Genomic DNA, 18,831 nt, shown 5'->3' on the forward strand with positions numbered 1-18,831 from the left:
CCGAAAAAATTAATATAGTCACTAAAGACAAAGACTTAAGTCGAATACCAATGAACAAAACGCAACTAAGTTGGCACGGCATCGAAGCGGTGATCTTCGATATGGATGGGGTACTGGTTGATTCCGAGCCATTTTGGCAACAAGCCCAGATGGCAGTGCTACCACGTTATGGGGTGCCATTGACTTGGCAAGATACGGTGCGCACCACCGGGATCCGCATCGATCTGATCGTGGCGATGTATCAGCAGCGCCATCCGTGGTCCGGCGCCACCGTTACCGAAGTTGCCGATGAGATTGTCGAGCAGGTCGCCCAGCTGGTGCGCCACCAAGGACAACCGCTACCGGGCGTACAACAAGCGATCGTCGCCATCAAAGCCAAAGGATTACGTTTGGCGCTGGCGACCTCATCACCGACGCTACTGATTGACGCCACCTTAGCACGGCTGGGGTTAACCGATGCATTTGAGGTGATCTGCTCCGCCGAAGCATTGCCCTATGGCAAACCGCACCCGCAGGTTTATCTCAACGCCGCCGAGGGACTCGGCATTATCCCGAGTAACTGTGTCGCCATTGAAGATTCCGTCACAGGGGTTATCGCCGGCAAAGCCGCCAGCATGAAGGTTGTCGCCATTCCAGAAGCTAACCAACAACAGGATCCGCGTTTTTCGATCGCCGATCTGCAACTGCGATCGCTTGAGGAGTTGCAGTTCTAAGCTGATAACACCAATTAGATTAATGTTGTGATTTTCTGGTGCGAAGTTGGAGCCACCAAATAATTTTTCTGATTGGTATTCGCCTCCGGCGGGAAAGGGTTTCACCCTTTTCAATCCCAAATGCCTCCAACACGGCGAAATCCCTTCGCTCCTTGTGCTGCTCCTTTCGGCACTGCGCTGATGCGCCATCCATGGCTTAGCAGCGCACTTCGGGCATCCTGCCCTTCGGCCTCAATACGCAGCACACCGCTCAGCGCCGCGAGTCGGCCAAAACCCGCTGGCGCAATCGTCAGTGGTTCAATCATAGCCGCGACCACTGTAACAACAAAGGGCAGCCACTTGGCTGCCCTTGTTCATTGCTACCGCTGTGCGATTTGTTTTTGCTGTTACTAAAAACTAATCGCTAACCACTAACAGCTTAAGGATCACTTCTTCTTAGCTTTGGCGTTTGGCAGATCGGTGATGCTGCCTTCGTACACTTCCGCCGCCAGACCAACCGACTCATGCAGCGTTGGGTGAGCGTGGATGGTCAGCGCCATATCTTCGGCATCGCAGCCCATCTCAATCGCCAGACCAATTTCGCCCAGCAGCTCGCCGCCGTTATCGCCCGCAACCGCGCCACCAATGATCCGATGGCTGTCTTTGTCGAAAATCAGCTTGGTCATGCCGTCAGAGGCGTTCTGCGCAATAGCACGACCGGAGGCGCTCCAAGGGAACACCGCGGTTTCAAAATTGATGCCCTGCTCTTTGGCTTCTTTCTCGGTCAAACCAACCCAAGCGATCTCTGGCGAGGTGTAAGCGATCGATGGGATCACTTTTGGATCGAAGAAGTGTTTCTTACCGGAGATCACCTCGGCGGCAACGTGACCTTCATGCACCCCTTTGTGGGCCAACATTGGCTGGCCCACGATGTCGCCAATGGCGTAGATGTGCGGCACGTTAGTGCGCATCTGCTTATCCACGTTGATAAAGCCGCGTTCATCGACGTTCACCCCAGCCGCTTCGGCGTTCAGCAGTTTGCCATTTGGAGTACGGCCAATCGCCACCAGCACCGCATCGTAACGCTCTGGCTCGGTCGGCGCTTTTTTGCCTTCCATCGATACGTAGATGCCATCTTCTTTGGCTTCCACGGCGGTCACTTTGGTTTGCAGCATAAAGGTGAACTTCTTGCTCATCCGCTTGGTGAAGTAGCGCACCACGTCTTTGTCCGCCGCTGGGATCACTTGATCGAGCATCTCGACCACATCCACCTTAGAACCTAACGCTTCATAGACGGTACCCATCTCCAGGCCGATGATGCCGCCGCCCATAATCAGCAGTTTGCCAGGGATCTCTTTCAGTTCCAGCGCATCGGTAGAATCCCAAATGCGGGGATCTTCGTGCGGAATAAATGGCAGCTGAATTGGCCGAGAACCGGCGGCGATGATGGCGTTATCGAAGTTAACCACGGTGGTGCCCGCTTCGCCTTCAACCGCCATGCTGTTGCTGCCGGTGAACTGGGCATGACCGTTAACCACGGTCACTTTGCGCATCTTGGCCATGCCAGCCACACCGGCGGTCAGCTTGCTAACCACTTGATCTTTATGACTGCGGATCTTATCCAGATCGATCTGCGGCGCGCCAAAGCTGACCCCATGATCCGCCGCGTGCTTGGCTTCATCGATCACTTTGGCGATGTGCAGCAACGCTTTAGATGGGATACAACCGACGTTCAGACAAACGCCACCGAGGGTGCTGTAACGCTCGACCAGCACGGTCTCCAAACCCAGATCCGCTGCGCGATAGGCGGCGGAGTAACCCGCTGGGCCAGAGCCCAGTACCACAACCTGAGCTTTAATCTCTTGGCTCATGATATTCCTCTTTATTCTTATGCAATCCATTGGGGTCGCGGCCATTGTATCTGCCGTCGACCTAAACCAGAAGCCAGATCACAAAGATCCGGCTTACTGTGAGCTTTACAGACGATCTATTACAACGTCAGCTTACGGATATCAGACAGATAGGCCGCCAGCGTCGAACTAAAGCGCGCACCATCGGCGCCATCGATCACCCGATGATCGTATGACAGCGACAGTGGCAACATCAGCCGTGGCACAAACTCGCTGCCATTCCACTTCGGTTTGATCTCCGACTTGGAGACGCCAAGGATTGCCACCTCCGGCGCGTTGACGATTGGGGTAAAGGCGGTACCGCCAATGCCACCAAGGCTTGAGATGGTAAAGCAGCCGCCCTGCATATCAGCGGCGGTCAGTTTGCCATCGCGGGCTTTCTTGGAGACCGCCAGCAGCTCTTGCGATAGCTGGTAGATCCCCTTTTGATCGACATCGCGGATCACTGGCACCACCAAGCCATTGGGGGTATCGACCGCCACGCCAACGTGGATGTACTTCTTGCGAATAACGCTTTGGCCATCGGCGCTCAGCGAGGCATTAAACTGCGGCAGATCCGCCAGCGTCTTAGCCACCGCTTTGAGGATGAACACCAACGGGGTGATCTTAAAGCCAAGCTCTTTCTTGACCACTTCGAGGTTTTGCTCCTTACGGAACGCCTCCACTTCGGTGATGTCGGCTTCATCAAACTGAGTCACATGGGGGATCATCGCCCAGTTGCGACTGAGGTTGCTGCCGGTCAGGCGCTTAATCTTATTCAGCGGGATCTGCTCCACTTCACCAAACTTGGCAAAGTCGACCTGTGGCCATGGGATCAGATCCAAACCGCCGCCGTTGCTGCCGATTTGGCCGGACTGCACCTTGGCCAGCGCCGCTTTGACGTAGGCTTGCACGTCCTCTTTAACGATCCGCTGTTTGCGACCGCTGCCGGTTACCTTCGATAGATCAACCCCGAACTCCCGCGCTAAACGGCGAATTAGCGGAGTAGCGTAGGCGTAAGCACGGTTCTCAGTAAACTCGCCAGTGGCGGCAGCAACTGGGGCTGGAGTCGGTGCGACCGGCGCAGGGGTTGGTGCAGCCGCTTGGGTCGGTGCTGCTGTTGTCGTTGCAGCGGCTTCTGCTGGTGCCGCTTCTGGCGCTGCGGCAGAGCTAGCCTCGGCGCCCGCGGCCACCGTGAACAGCATAATCGCGCTGCCGGTACTGACGCTGTCACCAACGTTGATGTCGATCGATTTGACCACCCCAGCTACCGGTGCCGGCACCTCCATCGACGCTTTATCGCCCTCCACCGTCAGCAGCGATTGCTCCTCGCTGATGCTGTCACCAACCGCCACTAAGATTTCGGTGACTTCGACTTCGTCGCCGCCAATGTCTGGCACCACAATCACTTGCTCCGCTGCCGCCGCTGGGACTGCTGCCTCGGCGACGGGCGCAGGTGCGGTTTCGGCAGCTGGCGCCGCCTCAGTATCAAACAGCATGATCAGGCTGCCGGTGGCGACACTGTCGCCGACCGCCACTTTGATCGCTTTGACCACCCCAGCGTGGGAGGCTGGCACCTCCATCGAAGCTTTATCACCTTCCACCGTCAGCAGCGATTGATCGATCTCGACGCGATCGCCGACGCTGACCAAAATCTCGGTGACTTCCACCTCATCGGCACCAATGTCCGGTACGATAATTTCCATTGCCATATCGTGCTTTCCCTTATGCGTTCAGTGGATTGAGTTTGTCTGGATTGATGCCGAACTTAGTAATGGCATCCGCCACTACTTGCTGGTCAATCTGGCCCTGCTGTGCCAATTCCGCCAAGGTCGCCACCACCACATAATGGGCGTTCACCTCGAAGTGACGGCGCAGATTGGCGCGGCTGTCGGAGCGGCCAAAACCGTCGGTGCCCAGCACCCGATAGCTGGCAGTCGGCAGGAAGCCACGGATCTGCTCGGCGTAGTTCTTCATGTAGTCGGTCGCGGCGATGGTTGGCTTATCAGCCAGCACGGTCGCCACATATGGGGTTTGCGGCTCGCTGGTGGGATGCAGCATATTCCAGCGCTGCACCGCTTGGCCGTCGCGAGTCAGCTCGTTAAACGAGGTCACCGAGAAGATCTCGCTGCCGATGTCGTAATCGGCTTTGAGGATCTGCGCTGCTTCCAGCACTTGGGTCATGATGGTGCCGGAGCTCAGCAGCTGCACCTGCGCTTTACTGCCAGCAACCGTTTTCAGCGAGTAGATGCCGCGACGAATGCCCTCTTCCGCCCCAGTTGGCATCGCTGGCTGGGCGTAGTTTTCATTCATCAGGGTCAGGTAGTAGAACACGTTCTCCTGCTCGCCATACATCCGCCGCAGGCCATCTTGGATGATCACCGCCACTTCATAGGCGTAGGTCGGATCGTAGGAGATGCAGTTCGGTACCGTGTTAGCCAGAATGTGGCTGTGACCGTCTTCGTGCTGTAAGCCTTCGCCGTTCAGGGTCGTGCGGCCAGCAGTGGCACCCAGCAAGAAACCACGAGCTTGTTGATCCCCTGCCATCCACGCCATATCACCAACCCGCTGGAAGCCGAACATCGAGTAGTAGATGTAGAACGGGATCATCGGTAGATCGTTGGTGCTGTAAGAGGTCGCCGCCGCCACCCATGAAGACATGGCGCCCAGCTCGTTAATGCCCTCTTGCAGCACTTGGCCGGAGGTCGCCTCTTTGTAGTAAGAAACCACATCGCGATCCTGCGGGGTGTACTCCTGCCCTTTCGGGTTGTAGATGCCAATCTGGCGGAACAACCCTTCCATACCAAAGGTACGAGCTTCGTCAGCGACGATCGGCACAATATGCTGGCCAATCGCTTTGTCTTTCAACAGCAGATTCAGCGCACGGACAAAGCCCATGGTGGTTGAGATCTCACGCTTTTGCTCATCCAGCAAGGTTTGGAAACTGTCCAGTGCTGGCAGTTCTAACACCTGAGTAAAGTTTGGCAGTCGCTGTGGAGTGTAGCCATGCAGTGCTTGACGGCGCTGATGCAAATAGGTGTGTTCGGCTGAGCCTTCCGCCAAGGTTAGGTATGGCAGTTCACCGACTTGTTCATCGCTAACCAGCTCTTTAAGGCCTAGACGATCACGTAGATGGGTGACGTGCGACATATCCATCTTCTTCACTTGGTGGGCGATGTTCATCCCCTCCGCCGCCTTACCCATGCCGTAACCTTTGACGGTCTTGGCCAGGATCACCGTTGGCTTGCCTTTGGTATCCATGGCGTTTTTATAGGCCGCATACAACTTCGATGGGCTATGACCACCACGTTGCAACGCGAAAATTTCATCGTCGGTCATGTCCGCCACCAGCGCCGCGGTTTCTGGGTAACGACCGAAAAAATGCTCTCGCACGTAAGCGCCGTTTTTCGACTTGTAGGTTTGGTAGTCGCCGTCGATGGTTTCGTTCATCAACTGCAGCAGCTTACCGGTGGTGTCTTTAGCCAGCAGTTTGTCCCAGCCACTGCCCCAGATCACTTTCACCACATTCCAACCGGCGCCTTTGAACAAGCCTTCAAGTTCTTGAATGATCTTGCCATTGCCCATCACAGGGCCGTCGAGTCGCTGCAGGTTGCAGTTGATCAAAAAGCAGAGGTTATCCAGCCCTTCACGGGCGGCAAACGACAGCGCGCCACGGGATTCTGGCTCATCCATCTCGCCATCACCCAAATAGGCGTAAACTCGCTGTTCCGAGGTGTCTTTTAGGCCGCGGCCTTCGAGGTATTTCAGGAACCGCGCCTGATAGATGGCGGCGATTGGACCAAGGCCCATCGAGACCGTCGGGAATTGCCAAAAGGTTGGCATCAGTTTCGGGTGGGGGTAGGAGGAGATCCCGTTGCCATCAACCTCTTGGCGGAAGTTATCTAGCTGCTCTGCGGTTAACCGCCCTTCCATAAAGGCGCGGGCGTAAATGCCCGGAGAGATATGGCCTTGGTAGTACACCAAGTCGCCGCCATCTTTGGCGTTGGGGGCGCGGAACAGGTGGTTAAAGCCGACTTCGTAAAACGCCGCCGCCGATTGATAAGATGCCATATGACCGCCCAAATCGAGCCCCTTTTTCGAGGCTCGCAGGACGATCATAATCGCGTTCCAACGGACGATGGAACGGATCCGCCGTTCAATGCTGATGTCGCCGGGATAGGCCGGCTCCGCCGACGGGGCAATGGTGTTGATGTAGTTACTGGTGATGCCGGTCGGCAACGCCACCCCTTCATTGCGCGCCTTGGTGATCATCTGCTCCAGCAGATATTTGGCGCGCTCTACCCCATCTTCCGCTAAAACCGCCTGCAGCGCTTCAAGCCACTCGGCGGTTTCTTGTGCATCAACGTCGTGATTGGCGGTGGTTAAACTTGGATCTGACATCGATTCTCCCTGAATTATCTTCTTTGCAAAGCAGCCATGTCCTCGGCTGGTATGTCAGTGTTACGACATGGTGCTATGCGTGGTCGTTGCGCATCCGTCGCAAACTGCGCTGCTGACGGCTATCCTCTCGACGCACCTCCAACGTCACCTCTTCGATATAGGCAAGGTGATCGTTAGAAGCACGGCGAGCCAGTTCTGGCTCGCGTTTTAAAATGGCGTCCAGCAAGGCTTCCCGATGGATGTTGGCGACATCCGAGGACCCCTCGCGACGATAAAGCAGTTGTAGGTTTTGCTCGACATTGCGTTCCAGCAGTGGCGACAGGCTTAGCACCAAATGCAGCATCGCCACGTTGTGGCAGGCTTCGGCGACGGTACGATGAAAATCAACGATCGCTTGCGCTTCTTGCTGCGGGTTGCCCTGCACCTCTTTGATCCGGTTCATGCGGCTACGCAGCTGCTCGTGATCGGCATTGGTGCCACGCAGTGCCGCGTAATAGGCCATCATCCCCTCGGTGGCGTGACGGAACTCAAGTAGGTCGTATTGGCTCTCTGGGTTGTTGCCCAGCAACTCAACCAGCGGATCAGATAGGCTGTTCCACAGTTGTTCGCGGACATAGGTGCCGCCACCTTGACGACGGTACAGCACCCCCTTGGCTTCCAGTTTTTGGATCGCCTCGCGCAGCGATGGCCGCGACACTTCAAATTTGACCGCCAGCTCGCGCTCCGGTTGCAGCTTTTGCCCCGGCTTTAGGCTGCCCTCCAGCACCATCTTTTCCAGTTCCTTCATGATGATGTCGGATAATTTGGGTTGGCTAATGCGTCGATAAGACATTGTTGCAAGTTCCGTTCTTGTAGGTAGGGCGAGCAGGTAAATTGGTATTACCAATATCCATTGATGGAGAAATATAACAACTATCAGAACTGCGACGCAATTTATTTGACGGCAGTCACAGGTCATTCCAGTTGTTTGAAATAATCGATATTTTATTGGTTATTGAGGGTGATCAGTGCGCCAAGGTGGTTAAAACTGCGTCAGCAGCAACACTGAATACGACTCAGCAACTCGGGCTATTTTAGCCCCTAAGCCGCTGCAATAGCTGACGAAAATAGCTCCAATCGAAAGCCTCGCCGGGATCTGTCTTGCGGCCGGGAGCGATATCGCAGTGACCAACGATACGATCACTACTGATGGCCGGATAATGGCGTTGCAGCTCGATGGTTATCGCAGCTAACTGCTGATATTGGCTGTCGCTGTAGGGGTACTGATCGCTGCCTTCCAACTCGATACCAATGGCGTAATCGTTACAGTTGTCTTCGCCAGCAAAACAGCTGATCCCCGCATGCCAAGCCCGTCGGTCAAACGGCACATATTGGATCGCCTGACCATCGCGACGGATCAATAGGTGGGCCGACACTTGCAGCCCTTTAACCGACGCCAGAATCGGGTAATCGGTTTGCACACAGCCCAGAAACAGCTGATCGATATAAGGGGCGCCGTAAAGTTGCGGCGGCAAACTGATGTTGTGGATCACCAACAGACTGATTGACTTGGGCCGCGCTCCGGCAAAGCCGCTAAATCGATGTTGCGCCTGTTCAAACCAGCGCCCGAAAGGTTCTAACCGCATGGCAAATCCAGTGGCGTTACCACATACTACGAAAATGATTACGGCTAAGTGTATCAGCAACCTATGAATGACTCACCGAAGCCTGCGGGCAAACTGATGTTGGTATTAGCATGGGTGGCACTGGCAGCACTGTTGTATCTCTATTTCGATAACAAGATCGAACGTCAATACAACCCCAACCAGCAGCCGCAATTTAGCCAACAAACGCTGACGCTTAAGCAAAACGCCCGTGGCCACTACGTCACCAGCGCCACCATCAATGGCGAGCCAGTGACCTTGCTGCTGGATACCGGTGCCACCCAAATTTCGGTACCAGCCCATCTGGCGCAGCAGTTGCAATTGCAGGCGGGCGCGGCGTCGATGGTCAGCACCGCAAACGGCTTGGTGCAGGTGCGGCAAACTCGCATCGATACCCTCTCTATCGGCGGCCTGACCATGTATGATCTGGCCGCACACCTAAATCCGGGATTGACCGGCGATACCATTTTGTTGGGGATGAATGCCCTAAAAGATCTGGAGCTGGTTCAACGGGGAAATACATTGACGCTAAGGAAGTACTAGCCAATGCTGGAAAATGACATTCGCATCACCGTCGCCGCCGCTTTGAACGAAGACCTTGGCGGTCTTAATGCCACCGACGGCGATATCACCGCCCAATTGATCCCCGCCGATCGCTACAGCGAGGCCACGGTGATCACCCGCGAACACGGGATCTTCTGCGGCAAAGCATGGGTAGAACAGGTGTTTAACCAGCTTGGTGGCGATGTGGCACTGCACTGGCATGTCGATGATGGCGATCTGGTGGTGCCTAACCAAACCTTGGTGGAACTGGCCGGCCCTGCGCGAATTCTGCTTACCGGCGAACGCACCGCGCTGAACTTTATCCAAACCCTATCTGGGGTTGCCACCGTGGTGCATCGTTACAGCTGCAAACTGCAAGGCACCCACTGCCGCTTACTGGATACCCGCAAGACCATTCCGGGGCTACGCACCGCGCAAAAATACGCGGTTACCTGCGGCGGTGGCAAAAACCATCGCATCGGGTTGTTTGACGCTTTTCTTATTAAGGAAAACCACATCGCCGCTTGTGGTGGCATCGCTGCCGCCATCGCCGCGGCGCGGCGGTTAAAACCGCAAGCACCAGTAGAGGTGGAAGTGGAAAATCTGGCGGAGCTAGATGCGGCTTTGGTGGCCGGTGCCGACATCATTATGTTGGATAACTTCGATGTCACCATGATGACTGAAGCGGTCGCCATCAATAACCAGCATGGCGCTAAAGCCAAACTGGAAGTGTCCGGCAATGTCACCATCGACACCATCGCTGATTTCGCCCGAACTGGGGTGGATTTTATTTCGGTTGGCGCCCTGACCAAGCACGTTAAAGCGATGGATCTGTCGATGCGCTTTCGCTAGTTGCTAGTAAAAAAGTCCGCTGTTGAATTGGCGTTATTTCAAGCCGCGATCAGTTGGTGATTCAATTCGTTAACTTATTGCGGCTTTATTTTTTCTTATCATGCAATTCCAACGGTAATTTAACCCGAATCCTCTTTGCCAATATTGTCGTTCAATATTAGGGCGTGTTGACGTTTGGTGTTCAGAATTTGGTCGAGGATAGCAGCTGTTAATCGAGGATTGCGATTGAAGGCCCTCTCTTCTGAAATCAAAATCAGGGCTCTACGTCGAAATCGTATGACGAAGAGTGACAGCTGCTAGTCCGACCCTACAAGGCGCCCCCGCAGTAACCTCGGAACAGCAAAACAAACCAGCCAATTTCATTTTGCTTTAAAAAGCAGCCAAGAATGGGCGCAAAAATATACAGCAAAGGTCAACACGCCCTAGTCTTGAATTGACCTCACGCAAATCATCCGTCACTGCAACCAGTTGCAATGATTGCACCATCTCTTTTCTGCAACAATCTGACACCAATTCAGCGAGCCAAAATGGTCAAAAATCCAGCCAAAGTCACCTTTTTGACGATGCTTTGACCAAAAAAATTACTTAAATAAAACAGCAGGTAACGGTTGTGTTAGCAACATTAGTTGCATAGACTAAATCCTGTACTAACTTCGGTTAGGTTGTTGCCATCAATGAAGGGGCTGCAACACCAAGCGAGTACAGCAATGTTCGTTACCATTCGGCGGGCAATATTAGTAAAGTACACTGGCGCTGCACTTGGCCACCAAACCCAATTTTTTTTATGGGGCCGCAATAAGATTCACAGGCCAATGTCGATTCTCATATACGGAGATACAAAGATGAAACGGAAAGCACAACAGGGTTTCACTCTGATCGAACTGATGATCGTAGTGGCCATTATCGGTATTTTGGCGGCAATCGCGATCCCTGCTTATCAGGATTACACCGTGAAGTCGCAAGTCAATGCAGCGTTTGCCGAGATTTCTCCATACAAAACTGCATTCGAAATCGCCAAGAATGAAGGAACCGATCCTGATGAGGTAATTTCAGGCACAACTGGAACCTACTGTGATATTGATGTTGTGAATGGAACTGCTACTGCTGATGGCTCGCTGAAGTGCACACTGAAAAATGTAAACGCTATTGTAGAAAATGACTTCATTACACTAACCAGAGCTGCAACCACAGGCATTTGGAGCTGTTCAATTTCAGGCTCATCAGGTCAAATTGCAAAATTCAATCCTTGTGATTAAATAGGGCAAGAAGAATTTATAAAGCCCGAGATAACTTTCTCGGGCTACATGAAAATGAATAAGATAAGTAGTTCCTTCGGTCTGCCTTTCATAGACATATCCTGTCTGGATACGACAATAATTTCCGATGAGCTTATTAACAGTAAGCTCATCGAAAAACACCGCTGCCTGCCCCTGCGCAAGCGCAACAACCGCCTCCTGCTCGCCATCTCCGATCCCAACAATCTCGTTGCCCTTGAAGAGTTCCAGTTCAACCACGGCATTCATGTTGAGCCAATTATCGTGGTGCAAGATGCACTGGATAAAGTGATCGACAGGATCCTTGAAGGCGAGATCGATAGCCTAGAGATCACCGAAGAGGATGAACAGCGTCTTGCGGGCATCGACGCCGCCGAAACCGAAGTTAAAGAGGAAGCACAGGGAAGTTCCGCTGATGATGCCCCAGTGGTGGTGTTTATCAACAAACTGATGACCGAAGCGATCCGCAAGGGCGCCTCGGATCTGCACTTTGAACCCTACGAAGATCAATACCGAGTCCGTTTTCGCATCGACGGCATGCTCAGCACCATCGCTTCACCGCCGCAGGGGCTAGGGCCGCGCATATCGGCGCGAATTAAGGTGATGTCGAAGCTGGATATCGCCGAGCGACGGTTGCCGCAGGATGGTCGGATCAAGCTTCGGGTCGGCAATAAAAAGATGGTCGATTTTCGGGTATCGGTGCTGCCAACCCTGTTTGGCGAGAAGATCGTGATGCGTATTCTTGACTCTTCCGCCGCCAATCTGAATATCGATATCTTGGGCTTTAGCGAAGCCCAAAAAAAGCTCTACCAAGATAATCTGCAAAAACCGCAGGGGATGATTCTGGTTACCGGTCCCACCGGCTCGGGTAAGACGGTATCACTGTATACCGGCCTGAATATCTTAAATACCGAAGAGCGTAATATCTCCACCGCCGAAGATCCGGTCGAGATCAACTTGCCCGGCATCAACCAAGTACAGATCCACCCCAAGGCCGGCTTGGGCTTTGCCGAGGCGCTGCGATCGTTCCTGCGTCAGGATCCCGACATTGTGATGGTGGGTGAGATCCGCGACTTGGAAACCGCTGAAATTGCGGTAAAAGCAGCGCAAACCGGCCATATGGTGATGAGCACCTTGCACACCAATTCATCCCCAGAAACCTTGACTCGTCTGCTGAATATGGGGGTTCCAGCGTATAATATCGCCAGCTCAGTCAGCTTGATTATCGCCCAGCGCTTGGGCCGCAAATTGTGCCCTAGCTGCAAAGCACCAGAGTCGATCCCCGCCGCCGAACTGCTGCAAGAGGGCTTTAGCCAAGAGCAGATCGCCACCGACTTTACCTGTTACAAAGCGGTTGGCTGCGATAACTGCAACGGCGGCTACAAAGGTCGGGTTGGCCTGTATGAGATGCTAAAGATGACTCCGGCACTGGCATCACTGATTATGGATGGCGGCAGCGCCATCGACCTGGCTAAGCAAGCCAAACAGGATGGCATGACCACCATCCGCGAAGCCGGTCTACAAAAAGTGATTGACGGCGTCACCTCGCTGGCGGAAGTTAACCGGGTAACCAGTCACTGATCTTGTTAACAATTAGTCGTAAAAATAAGCACCAAGCATAAGGATTTGCTCGATGGCGCAGTTATTTCAAGCCCGCAGCAGCGCGGATCAGCGTAAACAGAAAAAAGCCAAATTGGATCGCAAACAAAAAGCCGAAGTGGTCGAATTTGTTTGGGCGGGAAAAAATCAAAAAGGCAGCCCGATCAAGGGCGAAATGCGCGGCGCAAGCGCCAATGAAGTCAAAGCGATTTTGCGCAAGCAGGGGGTTACCCCAACCAAGGTGGTTAAAAAGCCCAAATCGCTGTTTCAGAAAAAAGCCAAAATCACCTCTAAAGACATTGCGGTAGTCACCCGCCAGATCGCCACCATGCTGCAAGCGGGGGTGCCACTGGTCACCGGTTTGGAAATGGTCGCTAAAGGTCATGGCAACGAATCGATGCGCAAACTGCTGGGGGAGATTTTGGATGAGATCCAAGCCGGTACCCCGGTGGCGCAGGCGCTGCGACCGCACCGACTCTATTTTGATGAACTGTACTGCGACTTGGTTGCCGCCGGTGAACAATCCGGTACCTTGGATAAGGTGTTTGACCGCATCGCCACCTATCGCGAAAAATCGGAAGCGCTGAAATCAAAGATCAAAAAAGCGATGTTCTATCCGGCGGCGGTGGTCACCGTTGCTATCGGCGTAACCTTGCTACTGCTGCTGTTTGTGGTGCCGCAATTTGAATCTATTTTCAATGACTTCGGTGCCGAACTACCCGCCTTTACCCAGATCGTTATCAATATCTCGCGCTTCCTGCAAAGCAGTTGGTATTACTTTTTCGGCATCAGCGTCATTGCCGTGTGGATGTTTGTTCGCAGCCATCGAAATTCTGCCAAGTTTCGTGACCAATTGGATGCGCTAACCCTAAAACTGCCGATTGTTGGCAATATTCTGCATAAAGGGGCGATGGCCAAATTTGCCCGTACCCTTGCCACCACCTTTGCTGCGGGTGTGCCATTGGTTGAAGGCTTGGAAGCCTCGGCTGGCGCTTCCGGTAATGCGGTTTATCGCAAGGCGATCTTAAAGATGCGCGAAGAGGTGATCTCCGGCTTGCAGATGAATGTGGCGATGCAGACCGTTAATCTGTTCCCTGATATGGTGACGCAGATGGTGATGATCGGCGAAGAATCCGGGGCCCTCGATGATATGCTCAATAAAGTGGCCAACATCTTTGAGATGGAGGTTGATGATGCGGTTGATGGCCTATCAACCCTGATTGAACCGCTGCTGATGGTGGTACTGGGCACTCTGGTCGGTGGCCTGGTGGTGGCGATGTATCTGCCAATCTTCGAGATGGGTAACGTGGTTGGTTAGCCGCTGCGGTAGAATCAACGAAACCCGCTAACTTTTGAATTAAAAGCAGTAAATGGCAATTTGGAACGAGCTTTTTGGCCAATATCCTTGGCTATTCTGGCTGACGGTGACCGCCGTCAGCCTTATTGTTGGTAGCTTCTTAAATGTGGTTATCCACCGGCTGCCGATCATGATGGAGCGTCAATGGCGTGCCGAGTGCATCGACGGCTTAAGTGCCGAAGGGATCAAGGTCGCCGCCCCACATGATTCATGGCCAGCCCGCTATAACCTGCTGGTACCAGGCAGCAACTGCCCGCACTGCCAAACTGCGATTCCCGCTTGGCGCAACATTCCACTAGTCAGTTATCTGCTGCAAGGCGGTAAATGCCACCACTGTCACAGCCCAATCTCGGTGCGCTATCCATTGGTGGAACTGGGCACCGCGCTGCTGTGCTTAGCTATCGCCATTAAACTGGGGCCAACCGAACTGTTTTGGCCAACGTGGCTGTTGGCCTTTGGCTTAGTGGCACTGGCCGCAATCGATTTTGACAAGATGCTGCTGCCAGACAGCCTAACCTTGCCGCTGCTATGGTTGGGGCTGCTGGTTAACCTTAATCATGGCTTTGTCGCACTGACCGATGCGGTGCTGGGTTGTGTGTTTGGCTATCTGTCGCTGTGGTCGGTGTTTCAGGGCTTTAAGCTACTGACCGGCAAAGAGGGGATGGGCTATGGCGATTTTAAGCTGCTGGCGATGTTTGGCGCTTGGTTTGGTTGGCAGGCACTGCTGCCGATTATTTTGCTCTCCTCCATCGGCGGCGCCATTGTTGGTATTGCCCTGACCGCTTTAGCCAAACTTGGCAAAGGCAAGCCGATGCCGTTTGGGCCATGGATCATCCTTGGTGGCTTAGCCTACCTGTTCTGCGGTGAACAACTGATCGATTGGTACTGGCATTCGATGTTGGGTCTGTAACCAATGGACAGCAATAAACTGATTATCGGCCTCACCGGTGGTATCGGCTCGGGCAAGACTCAGGTCAGCGATCGCTTTGCCGCTCTTGGCATAACTGTGGTTGATACCGACCTTATCGCCCGCCAAGTAGTGCAGCCAAACACCCTTGGCCTTGCCGCCATCATCGAGCACTTTGGCCCAGAACTATTAACCAGCGATGGCCAACTGGATCGCGCCGCGCTGCGACAGCGGGTATTTACCGATGAATCGCAGCGTCAGTGGCTAAATCAACTATTGCATCCGCTGATCCAAGCCGAAGCCATTAGCCAATGCCAGGCCGCCAGTAGCCCCTATGTACTGCTGGTGGTGCCGCTGCTGCTGGAGGGCGATATGCATCAACTGGTGGCACGGATCTTGGTGATCGATGTCGATCGTCAAACCCAGATCGACCGCACTTGCGCTCGCGATAACAATAATCCGAGTTTGGTCAACAAAATCATCGACAGTCAGATCTCACGAGCACAGCGATTGGCACGGGCGGATGATATCATCGACAACAGTGGCGATATTGCCGAGCTCGACAGCCAAGTGCTGCGATTGCATCAACAATATCTGGCGTTAAGCGAGAACTGAACGACGACGAATGTGGTTGCTGTTTGAACAACCGTTAAATGAAAAAATCCGCAGCTACTTGCGGATTGAGGCGGTTACCCAGCAGGTGCAAGCGCACCAACCATTCCAACTTGCCCATGGTGAGTTGGCGTTTTTTCGATCCCTGTTTGAGCTGATGGAGCTGGTCGATCGCGCCGATCTGCGCAGCGATCTGCTCAAGGATATCGACAAACAACTGCAAAATATTGAGCGCTGGCGTCAATATCCCGGGGTCGATCAACAGCAGTTGGCCAGTTTCGCTGAGCTGCTAACCGGCAATCAACAGCAGCTACAGCAACAAGCCCGCCCCACCGCTGAACTAAAAACCGATAATTTGTTAGCGGCGCTGCGACAGCGGTTAACCATTCCCGGCGGTTGCGGCAGCTTTGATCTGCCACTACTGCACTTTTGGTTAGCGCAGCCGCTAGAGCAGCGCCAGCAGCAAGCGCTAGCATGGCTAAAGCTATTGCAGCCTTATACTGATACCATCAGCCGCATGTTGGAGCTATTGCGCAGCAGCGGCCATTGGCAGGACTCCTTGGCGATGTCCGGCTGTTATCAAGCGACTGCGGAACACAACATCGATCTATTACGGGTACGTATTCCCGCTGAACATCGGGTTTATCCGGCCATCAGCGCCCACCGTAACCGTTTTACCATTCATCTGGTCAATGCCGATACTGGCAAATCTGACCATCGCAACCTGCCGTTGCAACTGTCCCTCTCTTTGGAGCAACAATGACCTTAATCGTTAAGTGCCCAACCTGCGACGCCGATGTGCCGTGGGTTAGCGACTCAACATTCCGACCATTTTGCAGCGAACGCTGTAAGTTAATCGATCTGGGCGAATGGGCCGACGAACGCCATGCTATTCCCGGCAAGACCGAACTGCCGGATGAGTTTGATATCAGCGAGCCGGACTTTTTCTTAAACGATAACGACCAACAAGAGCACTAACGATGTTAAATCTCAAGGATGAGAAAAATGCCAGCTGGATGGTAGCCGCTTGGGCCAGCCTATTGCTGCTGGCGATGCATTACTTTCAACCTAACGCCGGTGGTGCCGGGCTGTATGTCGCCAACAACAACAGCAGCTGGATCAGCATCAGCCTGATCGCCGCCGTTGGTTGGTTTACCATCATCAACCGCCAGCAACTGCAGTGGAATACGGTGCTCAGTGGTTTCTCACTAGTCTGCTTAACACTGTTGTTGCCTTACCTGTGGTCTGACAGCAACTACAGCGGCACCGTCCGTCTGTTTGGCATCCTCGGTTGGTGGGCACTGACCGTCGCTCTAGTGCAATTTAATAAACAAAAATTGCTGAATCTGCTGCTGTGGCTACTGATCCTCGGCTCCACCCTGCAAGCGCTAGTTGGCCTTGCCCAGTTCTTGCAGCCAGAGTGGTTTTTAGCGATTAAAAACCATCGGCCGGTTGGCAGCTTCTACCAGCCCAACGTATTAGCCTCGTTATTAAGTACGTCACTGGCACTGTGTATCTGGCAGCTGAACCAAGCTTCCCCAAAGCTGAAAATCGCCCTGTCGGCCAATATCCTGCTGCACAGCACTGTGCTTTATCTGGTGATGTCGCGCACCGGAGTACTGGCTGCCGTTGCGGTCACCATGGGCCTGTTATGGTTGCTACGAAGCGCGAGCACCAACAAGTACACCCTAAGCAGCATCACTTTGGGGGTTTTGGCCGCCTTAGCGCTGCAAAGCACCTTAACCGTCGAAGGCCGCGGCCAACTGGATAAGCCCGGCTATCGCACCACGCTATACAGCCAGAGCTTTGAACTGATTGCCGAGAAGCCATTGCTCGGCCATGGCATCGGCAGCTTCCCATCGGTTTATACCGAAAAACTGGCTGACGCCTATCAGCAAGACCCATCCACGCCGATGATGACCCAGATATCCACTCACCCGCATAATGAATTGCTGTTCTGGGGGGTAGAGGCCGGATTACTGCCAGTCATGGCATTATTAGCATTTGCGCTGTGGTTTAGCGTTCATGTCTGGCGCCGTGGCGATCGCTTTAATCACGCGATGTGGCTGTGCACCATTCCGATTATTTTGCACACCCAAACCGAATATCCGCTGTACCATTCGGTTGCTCATTTGGCGGTATTGTCACTATTAATCGTCGCCGCCACTCCGACCGCATCCGTTCGGACGATTGGCTTTAACAACCCATTGCAAATACTGCCTAAGTTCATTGTCGGTTTAAGCGTGGTGCTAACCAGCGCATTGATGCTGACCAACCTGCATGCCATGACGGTGGCTCATGACTTTATTAAAACTCAGCAAGTTCAGCAGTTACAGCGACTGGTCAATCCGTTTATGCAGCCCAGCCTGCTGAATATGCTATTGGCCGAAGCACTATTAAAAAGCGGCGATCCACAAGCAGCGCCAGTGGCAATTGAGTTACTGCAAGATGAAGTCGAACAGCGGCCATCGGTTGGTGCCTTTGTGTTGCTGGCAAACGCTTATGCAACCACTGGGCAAACCGAACTGATGCAACAAACTGCCGAACGTGGTCGCTACCTCTATCCCACCGCTAAATCGTTGCGGCCAAAAGTTGCAGCAGCGGCTGATTCGCCGCTGGCATCTCAAGCTCACTGAGTTTATCGAGGGCAACCCATTGGAGTGGGTTGCCCTCGTTGCTTTGCGGTTGTCCCTGCCACTGGCGCACCGCAAAGGCCTGCAGATTCACTTGGCGATCGCCGTAATCGTGGCTGGTTTGCCAAATAAGCTCGGCGCTTGGGGCGATAACCCCAACTTCCTCAGCAAGCTCTCTAATCGCCGCCTGAGCAAAGGTTTCGTTGGCCTCCACTTTACCTCCAGGAAACTCCCACAAGCCGCCCTGATGCTGCTCAGGGTGGCGCAGAGCCACTAATACGTGGTTATCCTGAAACACCACCGCAATCGCCACATTGATAATCTTCATACCGTCTCGAATACCCGCTTCCGCTTCTGCTCTATCGCTTTAACTAATCACTGACAACTAATTGCTAATAACTGCTGTTCTCTGCCTCTTCCCTTTTGCCT

16 protein-coding genes and 1 pseudogene are annotated in these 18,831 nt (G+C 53.7%); 11 read left to right on the top strand and 6 right to left on the bottom strand.

Annotated features, from left to right (window positions below; all coding sequences use genetic code 11):
- Positions 1-50 precede the first annotated feature (50 nt).
- Positions 51-713 (top strand): hexitol phosphatase HxpB, encoded by a 663-nt coding sequence (gene hxpB, locus G506_RS0106650; protein ID WP_028116177.1) that lies wholly within the window; start codon positions 51-53, stop codon positions 711-713.
- Between the two features lie 425 nt (positions 714-1,138).
- Here hxpB and lpdA read toward each other — a convergent pair whose 3' ends face one another.
- From lpdA to ampD, 5 genes are all read right to left on the bottom strand, one after another.
- Complete coding sequence (gene lpdA, locus G506_RS0106660) at positions 1,139-2,563, bottom strand: dihydrolipoyl dehydrogenase (RefSeq protein WP_028116179.1); 1,425 nt, start codon at positions 2,561-2,563, stop codon at positions 1,139-1,141.
- Positions 2,564-2,682: 119 nt separating this feature from the next.
- Positions 2,683-4,293 carry a pyruvate dehydrogenase complex dihydrolipoyllysine-residue acetyltransferase gene (aceF, locus tag G506_RS0106665; RefSeq protein WP_028116180.1) on the bottom strand — a complete coding sequence of 537 codons (1,611 nt, stop codon included), beginning with the start codon at positions 4,291-4,293 and terminating at the stop codon, positions 2,683-2,685.
- Between the two features lie 13 nt (positions 4,294-4,306).
- Positions 4,307-6,982 (bottom strand): pyruvate dehydrogenase (acetyl-transferring), homodimeric type, encoded by a 2,676-nt coding sequence (gene aceE / locus G506_RS0106670; RefSeq protein WP_028116181.1) that lies wholly within the window; start codon positions 6,980-6,982, stop codon positions 4,307-4,309.
- A 73-nt stretch (positions 6,983-7,055) separates the two neighbouring features.
- On the bottom strand, positions 7,056-7,814 hold the full coding sequence (pdhR, locus tag G506_RS0106675; RefSeq protein ID WP_028116182.1) for a pyruvate dehydrogenase complex transcriptional repressor PdhR: 759 nt from the start codon (positions 7,812-7,814) through the stop codon (positions 7,056-7,058).
- A 241-nt stretch (positions 7,815-8,055) separates the two neighbouring features.
- Positions 8,056-8,607, bottom strand: a complete 552-nt coding sequence (ampD, locus tag G506_RS0106680) for a 1,6-anhydro-N-acetylmuramyl-L-alanine amidase AmpD (protein ID WP_028116183.1) — start codon at positions 8,605-8,607, stop codon at positions 8,056-8,058.
- A 63-nt stretch (positions 8,608-8,670) separates the two neighbouring features.
- Between ampD and G506_RS0106685 the strand changes: the two genes are divergently transcribed.
- The 10 genes and pseudogenes from G506_RS0106685 (at position 8,671) to G506_RS0106730 (ending at position 18,405) form a co-directional block, all read left to right on the top strand.
- A complete protein-coding gene (locus tag G506_RS0106685) occupies positions 8,671-9,168 on the top strand; it encodes a retropepsin-like aspartic protease family protein (RefSeq protein ID WP_028116184.1) in 498 nt (165 codons plus the stop codon).
- 3 nt (positions 9,169-9,171) lie between these two features.
- Entirely contained in the window at positions 9,172-10,020 is an 849-nt protein-coding gene (gene nadC / locus G506_RS0106690; protein WP_028116185.1) for a carboxylating nicotinate-nucleotide diphosphorylase, read from the top strand.
- An 842-nt stretch (positions 10,021-10,862) separates the two neighbouring features.
- Entirely contained in the window at positions 10,863-11,276 is a 414-nt protein-coding gene (locus tag G506_RS0106695) for a pilin (protein ID WP_028116186.1), read from the top strand.
- A gap of 75 nt (positions 11,277-11,351) precedes the next feature.
- Positions 11,352-12,875: pseudogene (gene pilB, locus G506_RS19090) on the top strand (type IV-A pilus assembly ATPase PilB); the annotation flags it as partial.
- A 52-nt stretch (positions 12,876-12,927) separates the two neighbouring features.
- Positions 12,928-14,211 (top strand): type II secretion system F family protein, encoded by a 1,284-nt coding sequence (locus G506_RS0106705; RefSeq protein ID WP_035387095.1) that lies wholly within the window; start codon positions 12,928-12,930, stop codon positions 14,209-14,211.
- A gap of 52 nt (positions 14,212-14,263) precedes the next feature.
- Entirely contained in the window at positions 14,264-15,160 is an 897-nt protein-coding gene (locus tag G506_RS0106710) for a prepilin peptidase (RefSeq protein WP_028116188.1), read from the top strand.
- A 3-nt stretch (positions 15,161-15,163) separates the two neighbouring features.
- Complete coding sequence (coaE, locus tag G506_RS0106715) at positions 15,164-15,772, top strand: dephospho-CoA kinase (RefSeq protein WP_028116189.1); 609 nt, start codon at positions 15,164-15,166, stop codon at positions 15,770-15,772.
- A 10-nt stretch (positions 15,773-15,782) separates the two neighbouring features.
- Positions 15,783-16,532, top strand: a complete 750-nt coding sequence (locus G506_RS0106720) for a cell division protein ZapD (RefSeq protein ID WP_028116190.1) — start codon at positions 15,783-15,785, stop codon at positions 16,530-16,532.
- Positions 16,529-16,747: a DNA gyrase inhibitor YacG gene (gene yacG / locus G506_RS0106725; RefSeq protein ID WP_028116191.1), complete on the top strand. Its 219-nt coding sequence runs from the start codon at positions 16,529-16,531 to the stop codon at positions 16,745-16,747. The genes G506_RS0106720 and yacG overlap by 4 nt, the downstream gene beginning before the upstream one ends.
- Before the next feature lie 2 nt (positions 16,748-16,749).
- Positions 16,750-18,405, top strand: coding sequence for a PglL family O-oligosaccharyltransferase (locus G506_RS0106730; protein WP_028116192.1), 1,656 nt, complete (start codon positions 16,750-16,752; stop codon positions 18,403-18,405).
- On the opposite strand, the gene mutT is transcribed toward G506_RS0106730, so the two are convergent.
- Positions 18,341-18,730, bottom strand: coding sequence for an 8-oxo-dGTP diphosphatase MutT (mutT, locus tag G506_RS0106735; protein WP_028116193.1), 390 nt, complete (start codon positions 18,728-18,730; stop codon positions 18,341-18,343). The two genes, G506_RS0106730 and mutT, sit on opposite strands and share 65 nt — an antisense overlap.
- Positions 18,731-18,831 lie beyond the last annotated feature (101 nt).

The sequence above is a fragment of the Ferrimonas senticii DSM 18821 genome, assembly GCF_000422665.1.
GTDB classification, from domain to species: domain Bacteria; phylum Pseudomonadota; class Gammaproteobacteria; order Enterobacterales; family Shewanellaceae; genus Ferrimonas; species Ferrimonas senticii.